The organism is Xanthomonas fragariae (assembly GCF_017603965.1).
GTDB lineage: Bacteria > Pseudomonadota > Gammaproteobacteria > Xanthomonadales > Xanthomonadaceae > Xanthomonas > Xanthomonas fragariae_A.
On the sequence record NZ_CP071955.1, the window covers coordinates 2,043,762 to 2,064,243 of the forward strand.

16 protein-coding genes and 2 pseudogenes are annotated in these 20,482 nt (G+C 62.3%); 5 read left to right on the forward strand and 13 right to left on the reverse strand.

The genetic code is table 11. The features are described 5' to 3' along the window. Positions 1 to 215: 215 nt before the first annotated feature. Positions 216 to 3,920, forward strand: coding sequence for a PAS domain S-box protein (locus J5I97_RS09555; RefSeq protein ID WP_430542135.1), 3,705 nt, complete (start codon positions 216 to 218; stop codon positions 3,918 to 3,920). Between the two features lie 273 nt (positions 3,921 to 4,193). On the opposite strand, the gene J5I97_RS09560 is transcribed toward J5I97_RS09555, so the two are convergent. Both J5I97_RS09560 and J5I97_RS09565 read right to left on the reverse strand, forming a co-directional pair. Further along, the gene (locus tag J5I97_RS09560; RefSeq protein ID WP_208586179.1) at positions 4,194 to 6,557 is read right to left on the reverse strand and encodes a Tex family protein; all 2,364 of its coding nucleotides are present in this window, start codon (positions 6,555 to 6,557) and stop codon (positions 4,194 to 4,196) included. A gap of 103 nt (positions 6,558 to 6,660) precedes the next feature. Next, on the reverse strand, positions 6,661 to 6,888 hold the full coding sequence (locus tag J5I97_RS09565) for a hypothetical protein (protein WP_208586181.1): 228 nt from the start codon (positions 6,886 to 6,888) through the stop codon (positions 6,661 to 6,663). Positions 6,889 to 7,073: 185 nt separating this feature from the next. On the opposite strand from J5I97_RS09565, the pseudogene J5I97_RS09570 reads away from it, so the two are divergent. Next, a pseudogene (locus tag J5I97_RS09570) lies at positions 7,074 to 7,671 on the forward strand (hypothetical protein). On the opposite strand, the gene J5I97_RS09575 reads toward J5I97_RS09570, so the two are convergent. The 8 genes and pseudogenes from J5I97_RS09575 to ppsR form a co-directional block, all read right to left on the reverse strand. Next, on the reverse strand, positions 7,629 to 8,117 hold the full coding sequence (locus J5I97_RS09575) for a hypothetical protein (protein ID WP_208591664.1): 489 nt from the start codon (positions 8,115 to 8,117) through the stop codon (positions 7,629 to 7,631). The pseudogene J5I97_RS09570 and the gene J5I97_RS09575 overlap by 43 nt on opposite strands. Then, positions 8,114 to 8,311, reverse strand: a complete 198-nt coding sequence (locus J5I97_RS09580) for a PspC domain-containing protein (RefSeq protein ID WP_208586182.1) — start codon at positions 8,309 to 8,311, stop codon at positions 8,114 to 8,116. Before J5I97_RS09580 ends, J5I97_RS09575 begins: the two co-directional genes overlap by 4 nt. Before the next feature lie 115 nt (positions 8,312 to 8,426). Then, the gene (locus tag J5I97_RS09585; RefSeq protein ID WP_208586185.1) at positions 8,427 to 9,503 is read right to left on the reverse strand and encodes a class III poly(R)-hydroxyalkanoic acid synthase subunit PhaC; all 1,077 of its coding nucleotides are present in this window, start codon (positions 9,501 to 9,503) and stop codon (positions 8,427 to 8,429) included. Then, positions 9,500 to 10,687 carry a class III poly(R)-hydroxyalkanoic acid synthase subunit PhaE gene (gene phaE, locus J5I97_RS09590; RefSeq protein ID WP_208586187.1) on the reverse strand — a complete coding sequence of 396 codons (1,188 nt, stop codon included), beginning with the start codon at positions 10,685 to 10,687 and terminating at the stop codon, positions 9,500 to 9,502. Before phaE ends, J5I97_RS09585 begins: the two co-directional genes overlap by 4 nt. 55 nt (positions 10,688 to 10,742) lie before the next feature. Next, positions 10,743 to 11,356, reverse strand: a pseudogene (locus J5I97_RS09595) (CDP-alcohol phosphatidyltransferase family protein). A 69-nt stretch (positions 11,357 to 11,425) separates the two neighbouring features. Further along, the gene (locus J5I97_RS09600) at positions 11,426 to 11,914 is read right to left on the reverse strand and encodes an NUDIX hydrolase (RefSeq protein ID WP_208586189.1); all 489 of its coding nucleotides are present in this window, start codon (positions 11,912 to 11,914) and stop codon (positions 11,426 to 11,428) included. Between the two features lie 70 nt (positions 11,915 to 11,984). Continuing rightward, on the reverse strand, positions 11,985 to 12,494 hold the full coding sequence (locus tag J5I97_RS09605; protein ID WP_208586191.1) for a DUF1249 domain-containing protein: 510 nt from the start codon (positions 12,492 to 12,494) through the stop codon (positions 11,985 to 11,987). Positions 12,495 to 12,706: 212 nt separating this feature from the next. Beyond that, positions 12,707 to 13,528 (reverse strand): posphoenolpyruvate synthetase regulatory kinase/phosphorylase PpsR, encoded by an 822-nt coding sequence (ppsR, locus tag J5I97_RS09610; RefSeq protein ID WP_208586193.1) that lies wholly within the window; start codon positions 13,526 to 13,528, stop codon positions 12,707 to 12,709. A 143-nt stretch (positions 13,529 to 13,671) separates the two neighbouring features. Between ppsR and ppsA the strand changes: the two genes are divergently transcribed. Continuing rightward, positions 13,672 to 16,050: a phosphoenolpyruvate synthase gene (gene ppsA, locus J5I97_RS09615; RefSeq protein WP_208586195.1), complete on the forward strand. Its 2,379-nt coding sequence runs from the start codon at positions 13,672 to 13,674 to the stop codon at positions 16,048 to 16,050. A 4-nt stretch (positions 16,051 to 16,054) separates the two neighbouring features. Further along, entirely contained in the window at positions 16,055 to 17,014 is a 960-nt protein-coding gene (locus J5I97_RS09620) for a mechanosensitive ion channel family protein (protein WP_208586196.1), read from the forward strand. 185 nt (positions 17,015 to 17,199) lie between these two features. Here the strand turns inward: J5I97_RS09620 and orn are convergent, their stop codons facing one another. From orn to mntR, 3 genes are all read right to left on the reverse strand, one after another. Beyond that, on the reverse strand, positions 17,200 to 17,784 hold the full coding sequence (gene orn, locus J5I97_RS09625; protein WP_208591665.1) for an oligoribonuclease: 585 nt from the start codon (positions 17,782 to 17,784) through the stop codon (positions 17,200 to 17,202). A gap of 70 nt (positions 17,785 to 17,854) precedes the next feature. Then, positions 17,855 to 18,370, reverse strand: coding sequence for a tRNA adenosine(34) deaminase TadA (gene tadA, locus J5I97_RS09630; RefSeq protein WP_208586198.1), 516 nt, complete (start codon positions 18,368 to 18,370; stop codon positions 17,855 to 17,857). Further along, positions 18,367 to 18,834 (reverse strand): manganese-binding transcriptional regulator MntR, encoded by a 468-nt coding sequence (mntR, locus tag J5I97_RS09635; RefSeq protein WP_208586200.1) that lies wholly within the window; start codon positions 18,832 to 18,834, stop codon positions 18,367 to 18,369. The genes tadA and mntR overlap by 4 nt, the downstream gene beginning before the upstream one ends. Before the next feature lie 145 nt (positions 18,835 to 18,979). Here mntR and J5I97_RS09640 point away from each other — a divergent pair, with 145 nt between their 5' ends. Then, complete coding sequence (locus J5I97_RS09640) at positions 18,980 to 20,314, forward strand: Nramp family divalent metal transporter (protein ID WP_208586202.1); 1,335 nt, start codon at positions 18,980 to 18,982, stop codon at positions 20,312 to 20,314. Positions 20,315 to 20,482: the final 168 nt, after the last annotated feature.

Sequence of the window (20,482 nt, forward strand, 5' to 3'; positions counted from 1 at the left end):
ATTGGCATGTATCCGCTCGCTTAAGCTCCAGATGCGCGCGCTTTGCGCCCCCACCTGACGACGCTCGTTAAATCGCCAGTCGCTATACGTCGCCGTTAACGGCTCGGTTGCTACTAAAATTGGGCATCGAAGAATGACAGGCGGGTCGCTAGATGGATATCGCCGTGTCGCGGTTCGCCGGCTTGTTGCCGGAGACGAGCGAAACTGCAGCGTTGGTGTTGGCGTCTGCATGCGCCGCAGACCCACTACTGCGCGGCGCCCAGGCGTTGCGCACCACGCTGTCGGTCTGCCTGCATGCGCAGGTTCCGATGCTGATGGTCTGGGGCAGCGAGACGCGCTGCATTTACAACGATGCCTGTATCGCGCTGTTGGGGGAGCGACATCCGGCCGCGTTCGCGCAGCCACTCGCAGAACTTACGAACACGTCTGCCTTTGACAGCATGCAGACCGATGCACCTGCGCTGGATCTGGCGACATGGTCGTGTAGCCCGGTGCTGCAGGCCGGAGAACGGTTGGGTGCGTTGTACGTGGCAGGGACCGTTGCCGCTACGGCGCGCGATGTTGGTCGCAATGCGGAGTTGCCCCAGATGTTCGCTGCGCTCGATCAATCGCCTGCGTTCATGGCAGTGCTGCGCGGGCCCAACTACATCATCCAGAGCGTCAGCCAACGCTTTAACGAACTGGTCGGTGAGCGGCCGCTGCTCGGTCGCCCCTTGCTCGACGCCATGCCGGAGATCGTTAACCAGGGCTATCTTGAATTGCTCGATAAGGTACGACGCAGCGGCCAACCTTTCATCGGCAAATCGATGACGGCCTACCTGCAACGCACACCAGGCAGCGCACCCGGTGAAACGTTTGTGGACTTCCTTTACCAGCCGATGCCCGATAGCGATGGCCGCAACGATGCGATTGTGGTGCATGGGTTCGACGTCACCGAGCAACGCCGTGGCAAGAGTCGCGACAGCTTCCTGTTGACGCTGGAAGACGCACTGCAGCACGTCTCCGATCCGCGGCAGATCATCGACACCAGCGTGCGCTTGCTTGGCGAACATCTGCAGGCCAATCGCTGTGCGTTTGGTCTGCCAGGTGCCGATGGCCGGACCCTGCATGTGATCAGCGACCACGTGCAGGACATGCCGAGCCTGCAAGGCGATTTCCCGCTGGAAGTGGCGCAAGGGCTACGCGATGCGCTGCTGGACAACCGCCCCTGGTTCACCACCGACGCCATGGCTCCTGGTGCGCCGGATTATGTAGTGGAGCAATATCGCCGCTCCGGCCTGCGGGCATCGCTAGTCATTCCATTGCACAAGCACGGAAGCCTGGTTGCGGCGATCGGCGTGCATCAGCGCGCACCGCGGCGTTGGTTGTCGACCGAGATCGAGCTGGTGCGATTGGTAGCGGCGCGCTGTTGGGAATCGATGCAACGGGCCAAGGCGCAGCAGCAACTGGCCGCCAACGAAGCGCGCCTGCGTGGCCTTGCAGACACGCTGCCACAGATCATCTTCATTGCTGGACCGGATGGACAGCCGCACTACTTCAATCAGCGGTGGTACGAATACACCGGGCTGGCTCCTGACAACAACGACGCTGCCGCTTGGCAGCAGGCGCACACCGCCGATGGTCTGCGCTTGTCCGCGCAGGCGTGGACACTGGCGTTGAGCGGCGAGCGCGCCTACGAAGTCGAATGCGAGCTGCACCGTCACGACGGCCACTCGCGCTGGCACCTGGCGCGCGCCCTGCCCGTGCGCGGTGACGATGGCAGCATCAGCGAATGGATCGGCACGTATACCGACATCCATGATCGGCGCGCGTTCGAGCAACAATTGCGCGAGAGCGAAGTGCGCTTCCGTGCACTGTGCGAGACCGTGCCGGCAATGATCTGGATGGCTGACGCGCAAGGTGATTGCGTGTACTGGAATCCGCGCTGGTACAACTTCACTGGCCAGGGCGAAGACCAGGCCCTGGATCAAGGCTGGTGGGATGTGATGCATTCCGACGATGCCGCACGCGTACGACATGCCTTCGAGCAAGCGTTGGAGCAACGCGGCGAATTCCTGGCCGAATATCGCGTGCGTCGCCACGACGGGCGATACCGCTGGTGCATCGACACCGCCTCGCCGCATTTCGCCAGCGACGGACGTTTTCTCGGCCATATCGGCTCGCTGACCGACATTTCCGAACGCAAGCACATCGAAGATGCCACCGCATCCGATCGCGCGATCTTGAGCTTGATCACCACTGGCGCAGCGTTGCCTGTGGTGCTGGATGCCATCGCATTGAGCGTGGAGGCGCGTGGCGAGATTGCGTTGTACTGCTCGGTGATGGTGCTGGACGAAGTAAGCCACACCTTGAGCCTCGGTTCGGCACCGCACTTTCCGATCGATTATAGCGGGCACTTCCAAGAGGTGCCGATCGGCGCAGACGGGCCACCCTGTGCGCGCTCAGCCTCTATCGGCTGCCAGATCATCTGCCAGGACATCCAGGCCGACCCGAATTTCAGCCGGCATCACGCGATCTTGGCCGCGATGGGCATCGCGGCATGTTGCGTGACCCCGATCCTGGCCAGCAATGGCCAAGTGCTGGGCACGCTCAATATCTATTACGACCGCCCTCACCTGCCCTCGCTGCGCGAGCGGGCGATGGCGCGCTCGGCATCGCATCTGGCAGGCATCGTCATCGAACGCACGCGCGTGGATGCCAAGCTCAAGTTGTCGCTGCATGCCGAAACCGCTGCGCGTGGTCAGGCAGAACATGCCAGCCGGGTCAAGGACGAGTTTCTAGCCACGCTCAGTCACGAATTGCGGACGCCGCTCAACGCCATCCTGGGGTGGTCGCGACTGATGCAGTCCGAGGTCTTCGAGCCGGCCAATCTGGCCAGGGGTCTGGTCATCATCGAGCGTAGTGCGCGCGCGCAGACACAGATCATCGACGACTTGCTGGACATGAGCGCGATTTTATCGGGCAAGATCCGCCTGCAAGCCGAGCATTTCGACATCGCCGGGCTGGCGCGCAGCACGGTGGAATTGATGCAACCGACTGCACTGGCAAGCGAGATCTCGCTGGAACTAGATGCACTTGGCGAAGGCGAATTGTGGTTCTTCGGCGATGCCGGACGCTTGCAGCAAGTGCTGACCAATTTGCTCAGCAACGCGCTCAAATTCACCGCTGCTGGCGGGACGGTACGGGTGACACTGGACATCGAGGACGAGCGCTTGCGCTTCTGCGTGCAGGACACCGGCATTGGTATTGCACCGGACTTCCTGCCGCATGTGTTCGACCGTTTTCGGCAGGCCGATGCCGGCACGACGCGGCGCGTCGGCGGGCTGGGGCTGGGCTTGTCGATCTCGCGCCAGTTGGTCGATCTGCATGGCGGCAGCCTGGGTGCGTCCAGCGCTGGCGAAGGCCGGGGATCGATGTTCACTGTCGTGCTGCCGTTACAGCACGGCGTCAGCGATCTGCCCCCTGCTTCGGCAGACACCACGCAAGTGGGTACATTGCCGGCCTACTGCGACGGTCGCCTGGACGGCGTGCGCTTGTTGCTGGTCGACGACGATCAGGATTCGCGCGAAGCGGTCATGCATTTCCTGATGCTTGCCGGCGCGCAGGTGCAGGCAGCCGGCTCGGTGGACGCGGCCGAACAGTACCTGGCCGCCGCGCCATTCGATGTCCTGCTCAGCGATATCGCCATGCCGCTCCGCGATGGCTATGACCTGATCCGCGCCGTGCGTTCGGGCCGTGCCGACCTGCCGCGGCACATCCCGGCCATCGCGCTCACCGCCTATGTGCGCGAAGAAGACCGCGACCGCGCCGTGGTCGCCGGCTTCGATGCGCATATGGGCAAGCCGGTGGAGCCGCCCGGCCTGGTCGATCTGATCGAACGTTTGATATTGCCACCGCGCGCGCGACGGGACGAGGCGTGAGGCTGCTCTGGCGCGGCTCACAAGGCTCACAAAGCGACCCTTTATTGTCAGGAGCACTGACGGTGCCCGACGGTCTCACGTTTGACTCGACTATTTCGGTGCTGAGCGAGCAGTTATCACCCAAATGCGTGCGCGGGACGGAAGTCGCAGCGATTGGCTCGCACGCACAGGATTTCTTGCACAAGCACACTTTCCAACCCGGCAGCCATCCCATCCTCCCCACCTAACCGGCGCGCCGCAAGCTGCCCCAACCAGTCACCGGGGCAGCATGACTCAGGTGCGTTTTGCGCGTGCGAACGCAGCGGCGAGCGCGTTGTCGGCCGGGGGAACAGTAGTCCGCGGCTTGGTGCTGCCTTGCGCCGGACCACGCCCGCCACCCTCGCGACGGCCCTGCCCCGGGCCACCGTTGCCGCGTATCTCGCGCAATTGGGAAGCACCATCGGCCGGTGGTGGCGTGTCGGACAGCCGGCACGTCAGTGCGATGCGCTTGCGCGCCACATCCACTTCCAGCACCTTGACCTTGACGATATCGCCGGCCTTGACCACGTCGCGCGGATCTTTGACGAAGGTGTCCGAGAGCGCGGAGATGTGCACTAGGCCATCCTGGTGCACGCCGATATCGACGAAGGCGCCGAACGCTGCGACGTTGCTGACCACACCTTCGAGCACCATGCCTGGCTTGAGGTGCCTGATATCTTCGATGCCTTCGGCAAACTGCGCCGCCTTGAACTCGGGACGCGGATCGCGACCGGGTTTTTCCAGTTCCTTGAGGATGTCGCACACCGTCGGCACACCGAACTGTTCGTCGGTGAACAACTCCGGCTTCAGGCCCCGCAAAAAACTGCCGTCGCCCAGCAGTGCCTTGATCGGCTTGCCGGTCGCGCCAACGATGCGCTGGACCACAGGGTAGGCTTCCGGGTGCACCGCCGACACGTCCAGTGGCTCGTCGCCATCGGCAATGCGCAGAAAACCGGCACATTGTTCAAAGGTTTTGTCGCCTAACCGCGGCACTTTAAGCAGGTCCTTGCGGCGCTTGAACGGGCCGTTGTTGTCGCGATGACGCACGATGTTTTCCGCCACCGTGCTCGACAGCCCGGATACGCGCGACAGCAATGCCGCCGAGGCAGTGTTGACGTACACCCCGACTGCATTGACGCAGTCTTCTACGCGCGCTTCCAGCGCCTTGGCCAGGCGGTACTGATCCACGTCGTGCTGGTACTGGCCTACGCCGATCGCCTTGGGCTCGATCTTGACCAACTCGGCCAACGGGTCCTGCAGACGACGCGCGATCGACACGGCGCCACGCAGCGACACGTCCAGATCGGGGAATTCCTTGGCCGCGATCTCGGACGCCGAATACACCGACGCGCCAGCTTCGCTGACCACGATCTTCTGCAGCTTGGTCGCACCGCATAGCGCAATTGCCTCACCGGCGAGCTTGTCGGTCTCGCGACTTGCGGTGCCGTTGCCGATCGCAATCAGCTCCACGTTGTGCTGCAGACACAACTTCTTGATCGTCTGCAGCGACTGCTCCCACTGCCGCCTGGGCTCGTGCGGATAAATCGTCTCGGTCGCCACCACCTTGCCGGTGGCATCGACCACCGCGATCTTGCAGCCGGTGCGGATACCCGGGTCCAGCCCGAGCACCACGCGTGGACCGGCAGGTGCGGCCAGCATCAGGTCCTTGAGGTTGTCGCCAAACACCGCGATCGCCTCGGCCTCGGCCTTTTCACGCGCCTGGTTGAACAGGTCCAGTTGCAGATGCATCTGCAGCTTGGCACGCCAGGTTAGACGGCACGCGTCCAGTAACCAGCGGTCGGCGGGACGGCCTGCATTGGAAATGCCGGCGCTGCGTGCCACGCGCCCTTCGGCGTACTGGTGGCCGGCGTCGACATCGTTGCCCGGGTCTAGGTCCAGATACAGAAATTCCTCACGGCGGGCACGGAACAAGGCCAGCAACCGGTGCGAAGGAATCTTGGCCAAGGACTCGGCATGGTCGAAGTAATCGCGGTACTTGGCACCGGCTTCTTCCTTGCCCTCGGCAACGCGCGCGCGAATGATGCCGTTGTCATTGAGCCAGCTGCGCAGCTCGCCGACCAGCGCGGCGTCTTCGCCCCAGCGCTCCATCAGGATTGCGCGCGCGCCTTCCAGTGCCGCTTTGATGTCGGTGACGCCCTTCTCGGCATCGATGAACACCGCGGCGGCCACTTCCGGCGCCTGACTTGGATCAGACAGCAGACCATCGGCCAACGGTTCCAGCCCGGCTTCGCGCGCAATCTGGGCACGGGTGCGGCGCTTGGGCTTGTAAGGCAGGTACAGATCTTCCAACCGCGACTTGGTATCGGCAGCGGCGATCTCGTTGCGCAATTGGTCGCTGAGTTTGCCCTGCTCGCCAATGCTGGACAGGATCGCCGCGCGGCGCTCTTCCAGCTCGCGCAGATAGGTCAGCCGCGTTTCGAGGTTGCGAAGTTGGGTATCGTCCAGGCCGCCGGTGACTTCCTTACGGTAGCGGGCGATGAACGGAACGCTGGCGCCTTCATCCAAAAGGCTGATGGCGGCGCGCGCCTGGGCGGGCTGGGCACCGATCTCGTCGGCGATGGTGCGAGCAATCTGCTGGGCAAGCTGGCTATCGTGCATGGCGGTGCGGCCGGAACCGCTTCACTGAAAAAAACCATTTTCGCAGTGCAAGCCCACTGCGGAAACCCGTTGACAGGACCGTCGTAAACCTATGCCGCCGCGATCAGCTGACGCGACGGGCGTAATGGGTGGCTGCGCGCTCGACCAGGATGCTTTCCTGCAGCGACTCCAGCGCCATTACGCGGATCTTGCCAACATTCTTTACCGGCACCATGCGCTCGACATACACCTCCGGGCCAGCATCGGTCATCGCACGCGACTTGCTTAATCCATAAGGCATCACGCCCTTGTCGCCATCTTTGCTGCCACCGACGTACAGGACAATCGACATGCCACACCTCCTGTTGCTGCATTGGTGGCGCCAGGATAACGAGCGCGCCGTGAGGAGCTCTCCACACAGGTTAACGCCGGCTGTTTGCGGTTTGGTGACCGTGGCTAGGCCGGGCTCGCTTTTCATGGCCGCTTCACCCCGCTTGGCCGGCAAATTGCGCACCGCCCGCTCTCTCATGACAACGCATGGACCTTAAAAGCGGCTACCCATTCTGGTCGATCCGCAACGGATTGATGCGCACCTACCCGTGCCTTGAGCAAGACACTCAATACGAGGTCGCCATCGTCGGTGGGAGAGTCACCACCGCGCTGATCGCGCATGAATTGTCGTGCCACGCCGCAAGGTTGTGGCGATCGAGCAATGCGACATCGGTTGGGGCAGCACCTCGGCCAGCACGTCCTTACTGCAGTAAGAAATCGATACGCCGATGATAGAGCTGGCCAGGCAATGCGGCATGCCGGGCGCCGCGCTGGCATATGGTGCGTGTGCGCAAGCCATCCTCGACGTGCAAGTCCTGTGCAATACCCTCGGCCGCTACGACTTCAAATGCCGGATGCGAGGCTGCGCCCGGCATCCTCTTGGGGCGGCACCTTCGCAGAAACCGCTGACGGGCTGCCGTTCTTCGGCCCGCATCCTGAGCGAGGCCGACGCATGTCGTTTGCGATGGCCTAATGCGGCAATGGCATCACCTACGGCGCGATTGGCGCCGGGCTATTGCGGGCGCAACTGGAAGGCCCGCCTCACCCGCTGTCCGAGTTGTTCGGTTTTTCGCGATCGCGTTGAAAGCCCCACGGCCACCAACCGTAGCCGTGCATCGCATACATATCCGCAGCCCGCTCCAACGGGTTGCGCACATGGATGCCGCCGCACAAGAAATACACCGGTAAAAACAGCGGGCCTAGCAGCATATATTGGTAGACATGCGCACGCTCGTGATCGCCTAAGCGCACCGGCGGATGCTGACAGCGGCCAGCGGCATGCGCGTATGTGCTGCACTGCAAGTCGAGCGAGCGACCTTTCAACACAATCACATTGCCCAACGTCATTGCCCCACCCGGCCCCCATGGCCATGCATGGAAGACCAGTGCGCGTTCGCGGTTGGACCAGCGCGGCCTGGCGCCAAAACAACTGCCGATCGCACCGATCACAAGCCCAAGCACGGTATTGGGCAGCGTCCACAGCACGCCAAAGGCCTGCAACGCAGCCAGCCTGCGCTGTGCAGCGCTCAGTCGGCCTGATTGGGGAGCAGCAGCCACAGAACCAGATAGACCAGAATGCCCGGGAACGCGGCCGAGGCGATCGAGACGATGACGAACAACACGCGCAGCAGCGTGGAACTCCAGCCGAGACGGCGTGCGATACCACCGACGACGCCAGCGATCATGCGATCGTTAAGGGAACGGGACAGTGTGGTGGTGGACACGGCAAGACTCCTGCAAATGTAGGAGACAGTTTAAAGAGTCCGACGACAGCACATCGTGATGGCTGCGGGGGGTTTCTCAGCATAGCTGTAGGCGAGGTGCCGCATGCCGACAGCATCAGGTGGTGCCGCCACGCTCCTGTAACCAGCGATGGATAGCCACCGGCACTTCGCGCTGGGCACGTCCGGAAACGTAGATGCCGATATGCCCGCCGCGAAAACTCAGCTCGCTGTAATCGTCGCTGCCGACCAGACTACGCAGCGCGCGCGAGGCATCCGGCGGCACCAGATGATCGTGTTCGGCATAGATATTCAACACCGGCATGTCGATTGCCTTCAGATCCACCGCCTGCCCGCCGATGCTCACTTGGCCGGTGACCAGCCCATTGCGCTGATAGAACAACGTGACGAACTCGCGGAAGGCCTCGCCAGCCAGATCGGGCGAATCGAAGATCCACTTTTCCATACGCAGGAAATCTTCCAGCGCCTGCTTGTCGTCGAGGATGTCGAGCAGGCTCACGTACTTTTGCAGATTGAGCCGGAACGGCTTGAGCATCAGGTAAATGACGTTCATCAGATCCGCCGGCACATTGCCCATCGTATCGACGAACAGATCCACATCGACCATGCGCGCCCAATTGGACAGCATGTTGTCGGGAGTGTGGAAATCCACCGGCGTGACCATGGTGATCAGGTTGCGCACCTTGGACCGCTGCAACGCGGCGTAGCACAACGAGAACGTGCCGCCCTGGCAGATGCCGAGCAGATCGACCGCATCCAGCCCCGACTGCGCGCGTAAGTGATCTACCGCGCCATCGATATAGCGCAGCAGATAATCTTCGAGGGTGAGGTAACGCTCAGAGCGATCTGGATAGCCCCAATCCAGCACGTAAACGTCCTGACCGTGACTGAGCAGGCCCTTGACCAGCGAGCGATCGGCCTGCAGGTCGACCATGTACGGGCGATTGACCAGCGCGTAGACGATCAACAACGGCGTCTTCGCCACTGGCGCTTGCTCGCCGACAAAGCGATACAGCAACACCTTGCCATCGCGCCAGACTTCTTCGCGCTCGGTGGCGCCGTAATCCACATCCTCAACGTCAGGCAGCAGCTTGAGCCCCTCGCGCAGCTTGCGCTGCATCGACAGGGTTTCCTGCATCAGGTCTTCGGCGCTGAATCCCAACGGGCCTTTCATGCCTGCGCTCCACGTGGCTTGCGTGTAATCGGCTTGCCGGCGGGCTTGCCAGTGGATGGCTTGGATACGGTCTTTGAATCGGTGGTCTTTTTAGCTGGAGACTTTTTAGCTGCTTTAGCTGCAGTCTTTTTCGCTGCGGTTTTTTTGACGGCGCTGGTTGCAGTTGTTGGCTTGGGCGCAGCACTCGCCTTGGATGCGGCCGCACGCTTGGCCGTGGCCGGCGCGACCGGATCGGCAGTCGACGCTGCCGCAGGTTTGCTTGCGGGGCTTGCCGCCGTACGCAGCATGCGCTGCACCAAACGCTCCAGCTCGGCAATACGGCGATGGGCAGCATCCATTTCCGAACGGGTCGGCATTCCGAAGCGTTCGCTGAGTTCTTCGACTTGCTCTTGCAGCGCAGCGCGCATGCGCATGTGCGCGTTGGCGAAGCCGCCGTACACTTGACGAAACTGGTCCGACAACGCAACGTCGGCATAGGATTCTTCAGCCGCTTCGATCCACAGATCGAACAAGGCGCGCGCGCTGGTCAGCTGGCTACCGCTGCTCTCGTGCTCGCTCAGCTTGGACGCAAAGCGCGTGAACGCCTGCTCGATGGCGGCCTTGAGTTGCTCGCCATAGGCCTGCGACTGCTCCTGATAGTCTTGCTGCGCGCGTGCCAGTTTCTGCAGGCGGGCCTGATGATTACGGTTCAATCCGAACGCCGGCATGTCCAACCACGACGCATTTTCCTGCCGCCATTTTTCCCAAGTCTGCGCCGCTTCCTGCAGCCACGGGTCGAAGCCGACCTGGCTGCCACCGCGCAACGAACCGAGCGTCCATTGCATCAATTGCCCGCCCTGCCCTTGCACGGCCTTCCGCCACGCATCGGAGACTTCGTTGGCAGAGGTGTCCCGCCCGGCAAATTGCGCGGCCACCTCTTGCATGGTGCCGAACCAAGCGCCGGCCTGATTGAGGAAGCGGTCGATCGCTTCCTGCGCCTGCGGTGCTGCCTGCGTGGTCAACAACTGAGACCACCAGTCCACCGCCTTGCGCCAGTCTTGCGGTACGTCGCTATCGGGAGCCGGTGGCGGCCGCGCAGCGGAGCCGGCGGCCTGACCGTGGCGCATGGCATCTTCCCAGGCACTCCAATACTGGCGCGCCTTGTCCTCGAAGTTGCCGTTGTCCGAACCGCTACCTGCCATCATCCCTTCCCGTGACTGTCCACCCAGCCATCCTACCGCGTGTGTCCCGGCATACCGGTCAGGGTTTGAGGATCCGCAGCGTCTTGCCGATCATTAGCGAGCCCGACAACGCAAACAGCAGCACCAGCGGGTGGAACTGCCACGGCCCGAGCTGCCACTGGCCCCACCACAGGGTGTCGCCATACGGCCACTGCTGGCGGCGACCGCGAGCAGAATCACCAACAGCAGGCTGGTGGGAATCGAGGTGCCTTCGAATTACGGCACCTTGTCGGCCTCGCCGGCGATCCCTTCGGCAGTGACGTTGTAACGCGCCAACCGGCTTACGCCGCAGCAGACAAAATAGCTCGGCACCAGCCAATCCCAGCCACCGCGCATGCCGCAGGCATAGCCCAGCGAGGCCGGCGCCGCCCCGAACGAAATCACGTCGGCCAGCGAATCCAGCTCGCGGCCCAAGATTGAGAACGCTTTGCGCCAGCGCGCCACATGCCCGTCCAGCGCATCGAACACGAACGCCAGCGGAATCAGCGCCATGCCCAGCAAGAGATCGCCACGATGGCCTTCCTGCAAAAACCGCATCACCGCGAAGATCACCCCGATGCCGCAGAAGCCATTGGCCAACGTGAACAAGTCCGCGAGGTGGAAATCGCGCAACCTCGAGAAATGGCGTTTCATGCGGAGCCTGGGGTGAGCAGGACGCAAAGGGTAACGCGCGCTCTACGCAGGCGACCGTTCTGATATCGCTTAGATCCGCGAATACGTCCACGACTGCATGCGCCCGTCGCGATACGGCATGACGCCATGGAACGGACGCGGGTCGCCGTCGAACACCAACGGTAGGAAGTTCCGGTCGCCTTCCCACATCGGCACTTGGTCCATCTGGTCGATTGCCACCCATTTCAGTGTGCCCTCCGGGTTCGAGGTCTGCGGCGTGCCTTCGAAGCTTCCGATCAGGAACACAAAGCACAGCCAGTCCTCACCGTGCTTGCCGAAGCCCGGCCAGCTGATGGTGCCGCGCAATTGCATTTCACCGCACTCCACGCCAGCTTCTTCGCGAATCTCGCGGCGCATGCCGGCCAGCACGTCTTCGTCCGGTTCCACCTTGCCGCCGAGCCCGTTGTACTTGCCCAGGTGTTGATCGCCGGGACGGGCAGTGCGATGGATCATCAACACCTGCGTGCCGTCCGGCGATAACAGGTAGCCAAGCGTGGCGACAATGGGGGTATAGGGCATGGCATACGATCTGACGCACGTAGCGCATCATTATGCTCGATGCCGCGCATCGGACGCAGCAACACACGCATCAGTCGACGGCGGCCTGCAAGCTGGAACGCGGCCGCGCGACGTAATCGGTATCCAGACGCAAGGTAGCAACGCCATGGCCACGCTCGGCCAGGTACTCCAACCACTTGCCCAGGAACGTATTCATGCGCATACGATGGCTGATCAGCTCGGCTGGCGGCGGGAACATGCCCATAACGTCCTGCCAGCGGCGGCCGACATAGCAATGCGTGGTTTCGGCCTGGCGTGCGTCGCGGTACAAGCGCACATAGGCCGACGGATCCGGTTCGCCGGTCACCGGGTCGCACAGATCGTAGGTCAGTCGCAGTTCCACCGTGTAGCGGTGGCACTCGATCACGTCCAGCCGCAGATTCAAGCCATCGCCGATCGAGGAGGCGTAGGAACCAGGTGCGAGATCGGCCGGTGCGAACAGCCGGGTCAGATGCTGGAAGTTTTCTGCATACAAGCCCATCAGCCAGCCGAACCGGCTCAGCTTGGGAATGCGTTCGAGTTTGCTCAGTGCTTGCGCCATGAACCGAATCCTACACGCTGCGCTGCCGCACGGGCAGCGTTGACGAATGCTCAACAGCAGGCATACTCTTGACGGAGTACTGCCCCGCCCGCTTCGTTTCCCCCGAGCGGCCCACAGCAATCATAAGCAGCAGTTCCAGGCATCCGGTAGATGCACGCACCAATCGCGCGTCCCACCTACCAAATCACGAACTTCGAATCCCCAATCCCAGCTCAGAACATCTCGCGCTGCAGCCCCAACGTGGACAACACCTTACTGGAGATTTCCTCGATCGAGGTATTGGTGGTGCTAAGCGACGGAATGCGCTCCATCTGGAACATTCGCTCGGCGATCGCCACTTCGCGCCGACAGGTCTCTGCCGCGCTGTAACGCGAGTTCGCGCGTCGCTCCTGTCGAATTTGTTGCAGGCGCTCCGGGTCGATGGTCAGGCCGAACAACTTGCTGCGGTAGTTGCGCAACCGCAGCGGCAGATTCTCGTTTTCCAGGTCTTCTTCGGTCAACGGGTAATTTGCGGCGCGAATGCCGTAATGCAAGGCCAGATAGATGCAGGTCGGCGTCTTGCCTGCGCGCGACACCGCAACCAGAATGACATCCGCCTCGTCGTAGTTGAGTGCGATGCCATCGTCGTGGCTCAACGCGAAGTTCATCGCATTGATACGGCGGTGGTAAGTCTCGAAATCCACCAGGCCATGCGCACGCCCCACACGCGAATGTCGCGGTGCGTTGAGTTCGCGTTCCAGCGGCTCTATGAAGGGCGCGAACACATCCAGCATCAGCGCGCCGCTCTCGGCCAGGATCATGCTCAGTTGTGGATCGACGCAGGAATTGACCACCACCGGGCGCACTTGGTACCGCTCGCCCGCAGCGCGCACACGCATCGCGGCGGCGCGCGCTTTTTCTGCATCGTCGATGAACGACATGCGGTCGGTCACGAAATTGAATCCGCTGAACTGTGTGAGCAGGCTATGCCCAATCGTTTCAGCGGTGATACCGGTTCCATCGGACACGTAAAACACCGGCCGAATCGTTGACATCAAGGCCACCTCATTTGAACTGATGCCCAAAACTTACGGGCTCATGCTTGTGCAGGTTCCGCCGTGCACTGCATCATAGCGGCTTCTTCCTATGGACGCGGCCATACAGCCCGCTCGGGCGATGGCCTTACGGAGCATCGCGCTTGAACGAGAATATCCTGTGGTTGCATGAGCTACGCCTGGTCGATCTGGCCCGCGTAGGCGGTAAAAATTCCTCGCTTGGCGAGATGATTGGCAACTTGGCCGGGTTGGGCGTTTCGGTTCCCGGTGGATATGCGACCACTGCGGAAGCTTTCAAGGACTTCATCGCGCACAACAATCTGTCCAAGCGCATCTTCGACAAGCTCGCAACACTGGACGTCGAAGACGTCAACGCTCTCACCGTCGCCGGCAAGGAGATCCGCGGCTGGGTGATCGATGCACCGCTGCAACCCCAATTGGACCGGGACATCCGCACTGCATACGAACATCTATGTGCGGAAAACGGTGGCGGCGAAGTGGCGGTAGCAGTACGATCGTCGGCAACCGCTGAAGATCTGCCGGACGCCTCGTTCGCAGGTCAGCAGGAAACCTTCCTCAATGTGACCGGCGCCGACGATGTCGTGCACAAGGTCAAGGAGGTGTTCGCCAGCCTCTATAACGATCGCGCGATTGCGTATCGCGTGCATCACGGTTTCAAGCACGAAGACGTGTTCCTGTCGGCCGGCGTGCAGTTGATGGTGCGCTCGGGGGTTGGTGCCGCCGGCGTGCTGTTTACGCTGGACACCGAGTCGGGCTTTCGTGATGTGGTGTTCGTTACCTCGAGCTTCGGTCTGGGCGAAATGGTCGTGCAGGGCGCGGTCAACCCGGACGAGTTCTATGTCTACAAGCCCACGCTCACTGCAGGCAAGCCGGCAATCCTGCGCCGCTCGCTCGGCAGCAAAGCGATCCGCATGGTGTACTCGGATGTGCCAGGCGAGCGCGTGCGCATCGAAGACACACCGGTCGAACTGCGCAGCACCTTCTCGATCAGCGACGAAGACGTGCAGGAGCTTTCCAGGCAGGCGCTGGTGATCGAAAAGCATTACGGTCGCCCAATGGACATCGAGTGGGCGAAGGACGGTGTCAGCGGCAAGCTGTTCATCGTGCAGGCGCGCCCTGAAACGGTGAAGTCGCGCAGCCACGCTACCCAGATCGAGCGTTTTTCGCTGGAAGCCAAGGGCGCCAAAATCCTGGTCGAAGGACGCGCGGTGGGTGCCAAGATCGGCAGCGGCGTGGCGCGCGTGGTGCGCTCGCTGGAGGACATGAACCGCGTGCAGGCCGGCGACGTGCTGATCGCCGACATGACCGACCCCGATTGGGAGCCGGTGATGAAACGCGCATCGGCGATCGTCACCAACCGTGGCGGCCGTACCTGCCATGCGGCGATCATCGCGCGTGAACTCGGCGTGCCGGCCGTGGTCGGTTCGGGTAACGCCACTGATGTGCTCAGCGACGGCCAGGAAGTGACGGTGAGCTGTGCCGAAGGCGATACCGGCTTCATCTACGACGGTCTGCTGCCGTTCGAGCGCATCACCACCGATCTGGGCAACATGCCGCCTGCGCCGCTCAAGATCATGATGAATGTGGCCAACCCGGAGCGCGCATTCGACTTCGGTCAGCTGCCCAACGCTGGTATTGGTCTGGCGCGCCTGGAAATGATCATTGCCGCGCATATCGGCATCCATCCCAATGCGCTGCTGGAATACGACAAGCAGGACGCCGACGTGCGCAAGAAGATCGACACCAAGATTGCCGGTTATGGCGATCCGGTGAGCTTCTACGTCAACCGTCTGGCCGAAGGCATCGCCACGCTGACCGCATCGGTGGCGCCGAACACGGTGATCGTGCGCTTGTCGGACTTCAAGTCGAACGAGTACGCCAACCTGATCGGCGGCTCGCGTTACGAACCGCATGAAGAGAACCCGATGATCGGCTTCCGTGGCGCCAGCCGTTATGTCGATCCTTCTTTTACCAAGGCGTTTTCGCTGGAATGCAAGGCGGTGTTGAAGGTGCGCAACGAAATGGGCCTGGATAACCTCTGGGTCATGATTCCGTTCGTGCGGACGCTGGAAGAAGGCCGCAAGGTGATCGAGGTGCTGGAGCAGAACGGGCTCAAGCGAGGCGAGAACGGCCTCAAGATCATCATGATGTGCGAGCTGCCGTCCAACGCGTTGCTTGCAGACGAGTTCCTGGAAATCTTCGATGGTTTTTCGATCGGTTCCAACGATCTGACCCAGCTGACGCTGGGCCTGGATCGCGATTCGTCGATCGTGGCGCATCTGTTCGACGAGCGGAATCCGGCGGTTAAAAAACTGCTGTCGATGGCGATCAAGTCGGCGCGTGCCAAGGGCAAGTACGTCGGCATCTGCGGCCAGGGGCCGTCGGATCATCCGGAACTGGCCGAATGGCTCATGCAGGAAGGCATCGAATCGGTATCGTTGAATCCTGACACGGTGGTCGACACCTGGTTGCGTCTGGCCAAGCTCAAGAGCGAGAGCTGATGGCATGATGGGTGCAATGTTGGCGACGACTGCCAGAGCAGTCGTTGCGAAGCCGGCGGTGGCCAAGGCCGCAGAGCCGGCGTTCAACTGGGCGAACATCCCGTGGGCCCTGTATGCGCTCAATTGGGGGCTCGCGCTGCTGATCGTGGTGGCGGGCATGTGGCTTGCCAAGCAACTGAGCCAGTGGTTGCACCGTGCCCTGACCCGCGCCCGCATCGAGATAACGCTGACCAACTTCCTGCGCAACGTGCTGTACGCGTTGTTGCTGGTGTTGGTGTTCGTGAGCGCGTTGAGCCAGATCGGCGTACCGCCGACCTCGCTGATCGCCGTACTCGGTGCGGCAGGCCTGGCCGTTGGTCTGGCGTTGAAGGATTCGCTATCCAACATTGCCGCAGGCGTGATGCTGATCGTGCTGCGGCCGATGCGCGATGGCGACCATGTCGTGATTGCCGGCCAGGAAGGCATCGTGGACGAGATACGGATTTTCCAGACCCGGCTTCGCTCGTTCGACGAACGCATGATCACACTGCCCAACAGCACGATCACCACCACCCCGATCGTCAATTACAGCACCCTGCCCAACCGGCGTCTGGAAGTGGCCGTGGGCGTGGGCTATGAAGACGATCTGAAAAAAGCCCAGCAGTTGTTGTTGCAGATCGCCAAAGAGAATCCGAACGTTCTGGATTCGCCGGCACCGTTCGTGCAGGTCACCAACCTGGGCGAAAGCACGGTGGATATGATGTTGTTTGCGTATGCGACCAACGGCAATTTCGGCGCGGCCAAGAGCACTACGCTGGAACAGATCCGCAATCAGCTGCTGGAGAACGGGCTCAATATTCCGTATCCGCAGCGCGATCTGCATGTGTATCACCACGATGCCGACGGCAAGCCGATGTCGGAGCTGTTGTTGAGAGGCATCACAGACGATGGGGATTTGACCAAAGGACCGTCGCTGGCGCGTTGATGTGCTAATGGCGTCATGGCGAAAAGCAAAAAGGTCGCATCGAGTGATGCGGCCTTTTTGTTGAATTTGCTAAAACCGCACGGTGTCTGGCGCGCCGTCCTTAATCGAGCCGCCTGACGCACGCGCACTTCGCAACTCAGCGCCCGCAAGACTTCAACGGTATTCAGCCAAGCGATGAGTAAGGCTCAGCTGTGCACGTCAGCCTGCGTATCGCCACCCAGCGCACCCATGAACTGCCGGTAGTGGCGCAGCTCGTCGATCGAATCGCGCACATCGCTCAGCGCAGTGTGTGCCGAACTCTTGGCAAAACCGTTGGCCACCGTCGGCGCCCAGCGTCGCGCCAATTCCTTGAGGGTGGACACGTCCAGGTTGCGGTAGTGGAAGTAGCGCTCCAGGCGCGACATCTGGCGGTGTAGAAAGCGGCGATCCTGGCAGATCGAGTTGCCGCACATTGGCGAGGCGCCGGCGCGGATCCACTCGCCCAGGAACGTGACTGTCTGCGCCTCAGCTTGAGCGTGGGTGACCCGACTGTCGAGCACGCGCTGCCACAGACCCGAACGGCGATGCTGATTGCGGTTCCATTCGTCCATCGCTTCCAGCGTTGCCAGCGGGTGGGCGATGGCCAGTTCCGGTCCCTCGGCAAGCACGTTCAACTGCGCATCGGTCACGATGGTGGCGATCTCGATGATGGAATCGCGATCGGTATCCAGACCTGTCATTTCCAGATCGATCCAAATCAGTCGGTCGTTGCCTGCAAAGGTGTCTGCCATATCGCCGTCCTGTGGAGGGCCGTCGCCGGCCAGATGCTGAAGGGCGCGCATCATACCGCGGCCGCGCCGCTCAGGGTGCGAGTGGCGGCTTGCCACGTTTGGCCCTGAAGTAATTGGTCAGCCGCAGGCTGGCCTCGGCGGCCAGTACGCCGCCGCTGACCTGCACGCGATGGTTGTGGCGCGGGTCGGCCAACAGATCGAAGACACTGCCGCAGGCGCCGGTCTTGGGGTCGCTGGCAGCGAATACCACCCGCGCGATGCGTGCATGGATCATCGCCATGGCGCACATCGCGCACGGCTCCAGGGTGACATACAGCGTGCAGTCGATCAGCCGATGGTTGGCCAGGCGGCGGCCGCCTTCGCGCATGGCCATGATCTCGGCATGTGCGCTGGGATCGTGGCTGGCGATGTTGAAGTTCCAGCCCTCGCCCAGCACGGTGCTATCGGCATCGATCAGCAATGCACCGACCGGGATCTCGTCATAGTCGCGCTCGGCACGTTCGGCCAGTTGCAGGGCGTGCTGCATCCATCGCCGGTCGGTCAGCGACCGCGCAACGTCGGCCGGGGCTTCCAGCTGCTTGCTCACGCGGCGCTGCCGCCCTGGCGACCAAGGAAGGCGGCAAACGCGGCGACGGTCGCTTCACTGACGTGATGTTCGATGCCCTCGGCATCGCGGCGCGCGGTGGCCTCGTCGATGCCCAGGGCGAGCAGAAAGCGTTCGACGATCTGATGGCGTTGGCGGCTGGACGCGGCCAGTGACTCGCCGGCCGGGGTCAGGAACACGCCGCGGTACGGGCGCTGAACCACCCAGCCATCGCGTACCAGCCGCTTGAGCATCTTGGCCACGGTGGGCTGGGCCACGCCCAGACGCGCGGCGATATCGACCTGGCGCGCCTCGCCGCCGTCGGCCAGCAGATCGGAGATCAGCTCCACATAGTCCTCAACCAGCTCGGCGCGGCGCGCTTCGCGCACCTGACGGAAGCTCTCCATATGCGCCTGCGCATCGATCAGGACCGGCGCGGCCGCCTCCAGCTTTTCGCTCTTGCCCACACCACGTCCTCGTCATCACGTCCGGCCTCGGTGCCGGGATAGGTAGTTTGAGGCACGCAGCCGATCAATACGATTGAGATTTCCAATGCTCAATAGAATAGCAATTGCTATATCATGCATTCAATCCATGTTTGACTCGCGCCGTATGTCCGCCGAAACCATTGCTTCCGCGCGTTCGCCAGCCTCCACCAACGGTGGCCTGGGCGATCACCACGCCAGCGTCGCCGTGCCCAAGAGCGGCCATTGGTGGTTCAAATTGCTGGCGTTCCTGGGGCCGGGCTACATGGTGTCGGTCGGTTACATGGATCCGGGCAACTGGGCCACCGATCTGGCCGGCGGCTCGCAGTTCGGATATCTGCTGCTGTCGGTGATTTTGCTGTCCAACGGGATGGCGATCGTCCTTCAGGGCTTGTCGGCGCGGCTGGGCGTCGCCACCGGTATGGATCTGGCGCAGGCCTGCCGCGCACGCTATCCACGCAGCGTGAATCTGGCGCTGTGGGGAGTGTGCGAGCTGGCCATCATCGCCTGCGACCTGGCCGAAGTGATCGGCACCGCGATTGCGCTGAAGCTGTTGTTCGGCATCCCGCTGACCATGGGCGCGATCATCACCGCAGTGGATGTGGTGCTTGTACTGCTGCTGCTGAATCGCGGCTTCCGTGCGCTGGAAGCTTTCGTGATGGCCCTGCTGCTGATCATCTTCGTGTGCTTCGGCATCCAGATCGCGCTGGCCGCACCGCCAATTGCGGCGGTGTTGGGGGGCTTCATTCCACGTGCGCAAGTGGTCACCGACCCGCAGGCGCTATATCTGGCGATCGGCATCATCGGTGCGACGGTGATGCCGCATAACCTGTACCTGCATTCGTCCATCGTGCAGACGCGTGCGTATCCGCGTACCGATGTCGGCCGCAAGTCGGCGCTGCGCTGGGCCGTCGCCGACAGCACCGTGGCGTTGATGTTTGCGTTGTTCATCAACGCATCGATCCTAATCCTGGCGGCGGCGGCATTCCATGCGCAGGGCCGTACCGATGTGCAGGAGATCGAGCAGGCGCATGCGTTGCTGGCGCCGATGCTGGGCGCTGGCCTGGCCTCGACCCTGTTTGCGGTCGCCCTGCTCGCCTCCGGTGTCAATTCCACCGTGACAGCCACGCTGGCCGGGCAGATCGTGATGGAAGGCTTTCTGCAACTGCGGTTGCCACCGTGGGTGCGCCGCTTGCTGACACGCGGCATCGCCATCGTGCCGGTGGTGATCGTGACCTGGCTGTATGGCGAGGCCGGCACTGCACGGCTGTTGGTGCTTAGCCAGGTGGTGCTGTCGATGCAGTTGCCGTTTGCGGTAATTCCGCTGTTGCGTTTCGTGTCCGATCGTCAGTTGATGGGCGCGTTGGTGGCACCGGCGTGGCTGTTGCGCCTCGCCTGGGTGATCGCGGCAGTGATCGTCGGTTTGAATGTGAAGCTGCTGTGGGGTACCGCGCTGCAGTGATACGCGATCTGCCAAGCGCATCCGCCCGACGCCGGACGCCGCCGCTTTCTCATCTCCGGCACGGCAGCCGTGGCAGCGTTGTCGCCGCCTAACTTTGCCAGTGCCGTCGCAGCCACGCGCCTACCGCCCACCACACTGCCCCACCCGACCAATAACGGAGTCAAACCA

What these genes read in the sequence shown, in the direction of transcription:
- J5I97_RS09560 (WP_208586179.1), bottom strand. Translation starts at nt 6,557, where the DNA reads ATGCACGATAGCCAGCTTGCCCAGCAGATTGCTCGCACCATCGCCGAC.
- J5I97_RS09565 (WP_208586181.1), bottom strand. Translation starts at nt 6,888, where the DNA reads ATGTCGATTGTCCTGTACGTCGGTGGCAGCAAAGATGGCGACAAGGGC.
- J5I97_RS09585 (WP_208586185.1), bottom strand. Translation starts at nt 9,503, where the DNA reads ATGAAAGGCCCGTTGGGATTCAGCGCCGAAGACCTGATGCAGGAAACC.
- phaE (WP_208586187.1), bottom strand. Translation starts at nt 10,687, where the DNA reads ATGATGGCAGGTAGCGGTTCGGACAACGGCAACTTCGAGGACAAGGCG.
- J5I97_RS09600 (WP_208586189.1), bottom strand. Translation starts at nt 11,914, where the DNA reads ATGCCCTATACCCCCATTGTCGCCACGCTTGGCTACCTGTTATCGCCG.
- J5I97_RS09605 (WP_208586191.1), bottom strand. Translation starts at nt 12,494, where the DNA reads ATGGCGCAAGCACTGAGCAAACTCGAACGCATTCCCAAGCTGAGCCGG.
- ppsR (WP_208586193.1), bottom strand. Translation starts at nt 13,528, where the DNA reads ATGTCAACGATTCGGCCGGTGTTTTACGTGTCCGATGGAACCGGTATC.
- J5I97_RS09620 (WP_208586196.1), top strand. Translation starts at nt 16,055, where the DNA reads ATGATGGGTGCAATGTTGGCGACGACTGCCAGAGCAGTCGTTGCGAAG.
- orn (WP_208591665.1), bottom strand. Translation starts at nt 17,784, where the DNA reads ATGGCAGACACCTTTGCAGGCAACGACCGACTGATTTGGATCGATCTG.
- J5I97_RS09640 (WP_208586202.1), top strand. Translation starts at nt 18,980, where the DNA reads ATGTCCGCCGAAACCATTGCTTCCGCGCGTTCGCCAGCCTCCACCAAC.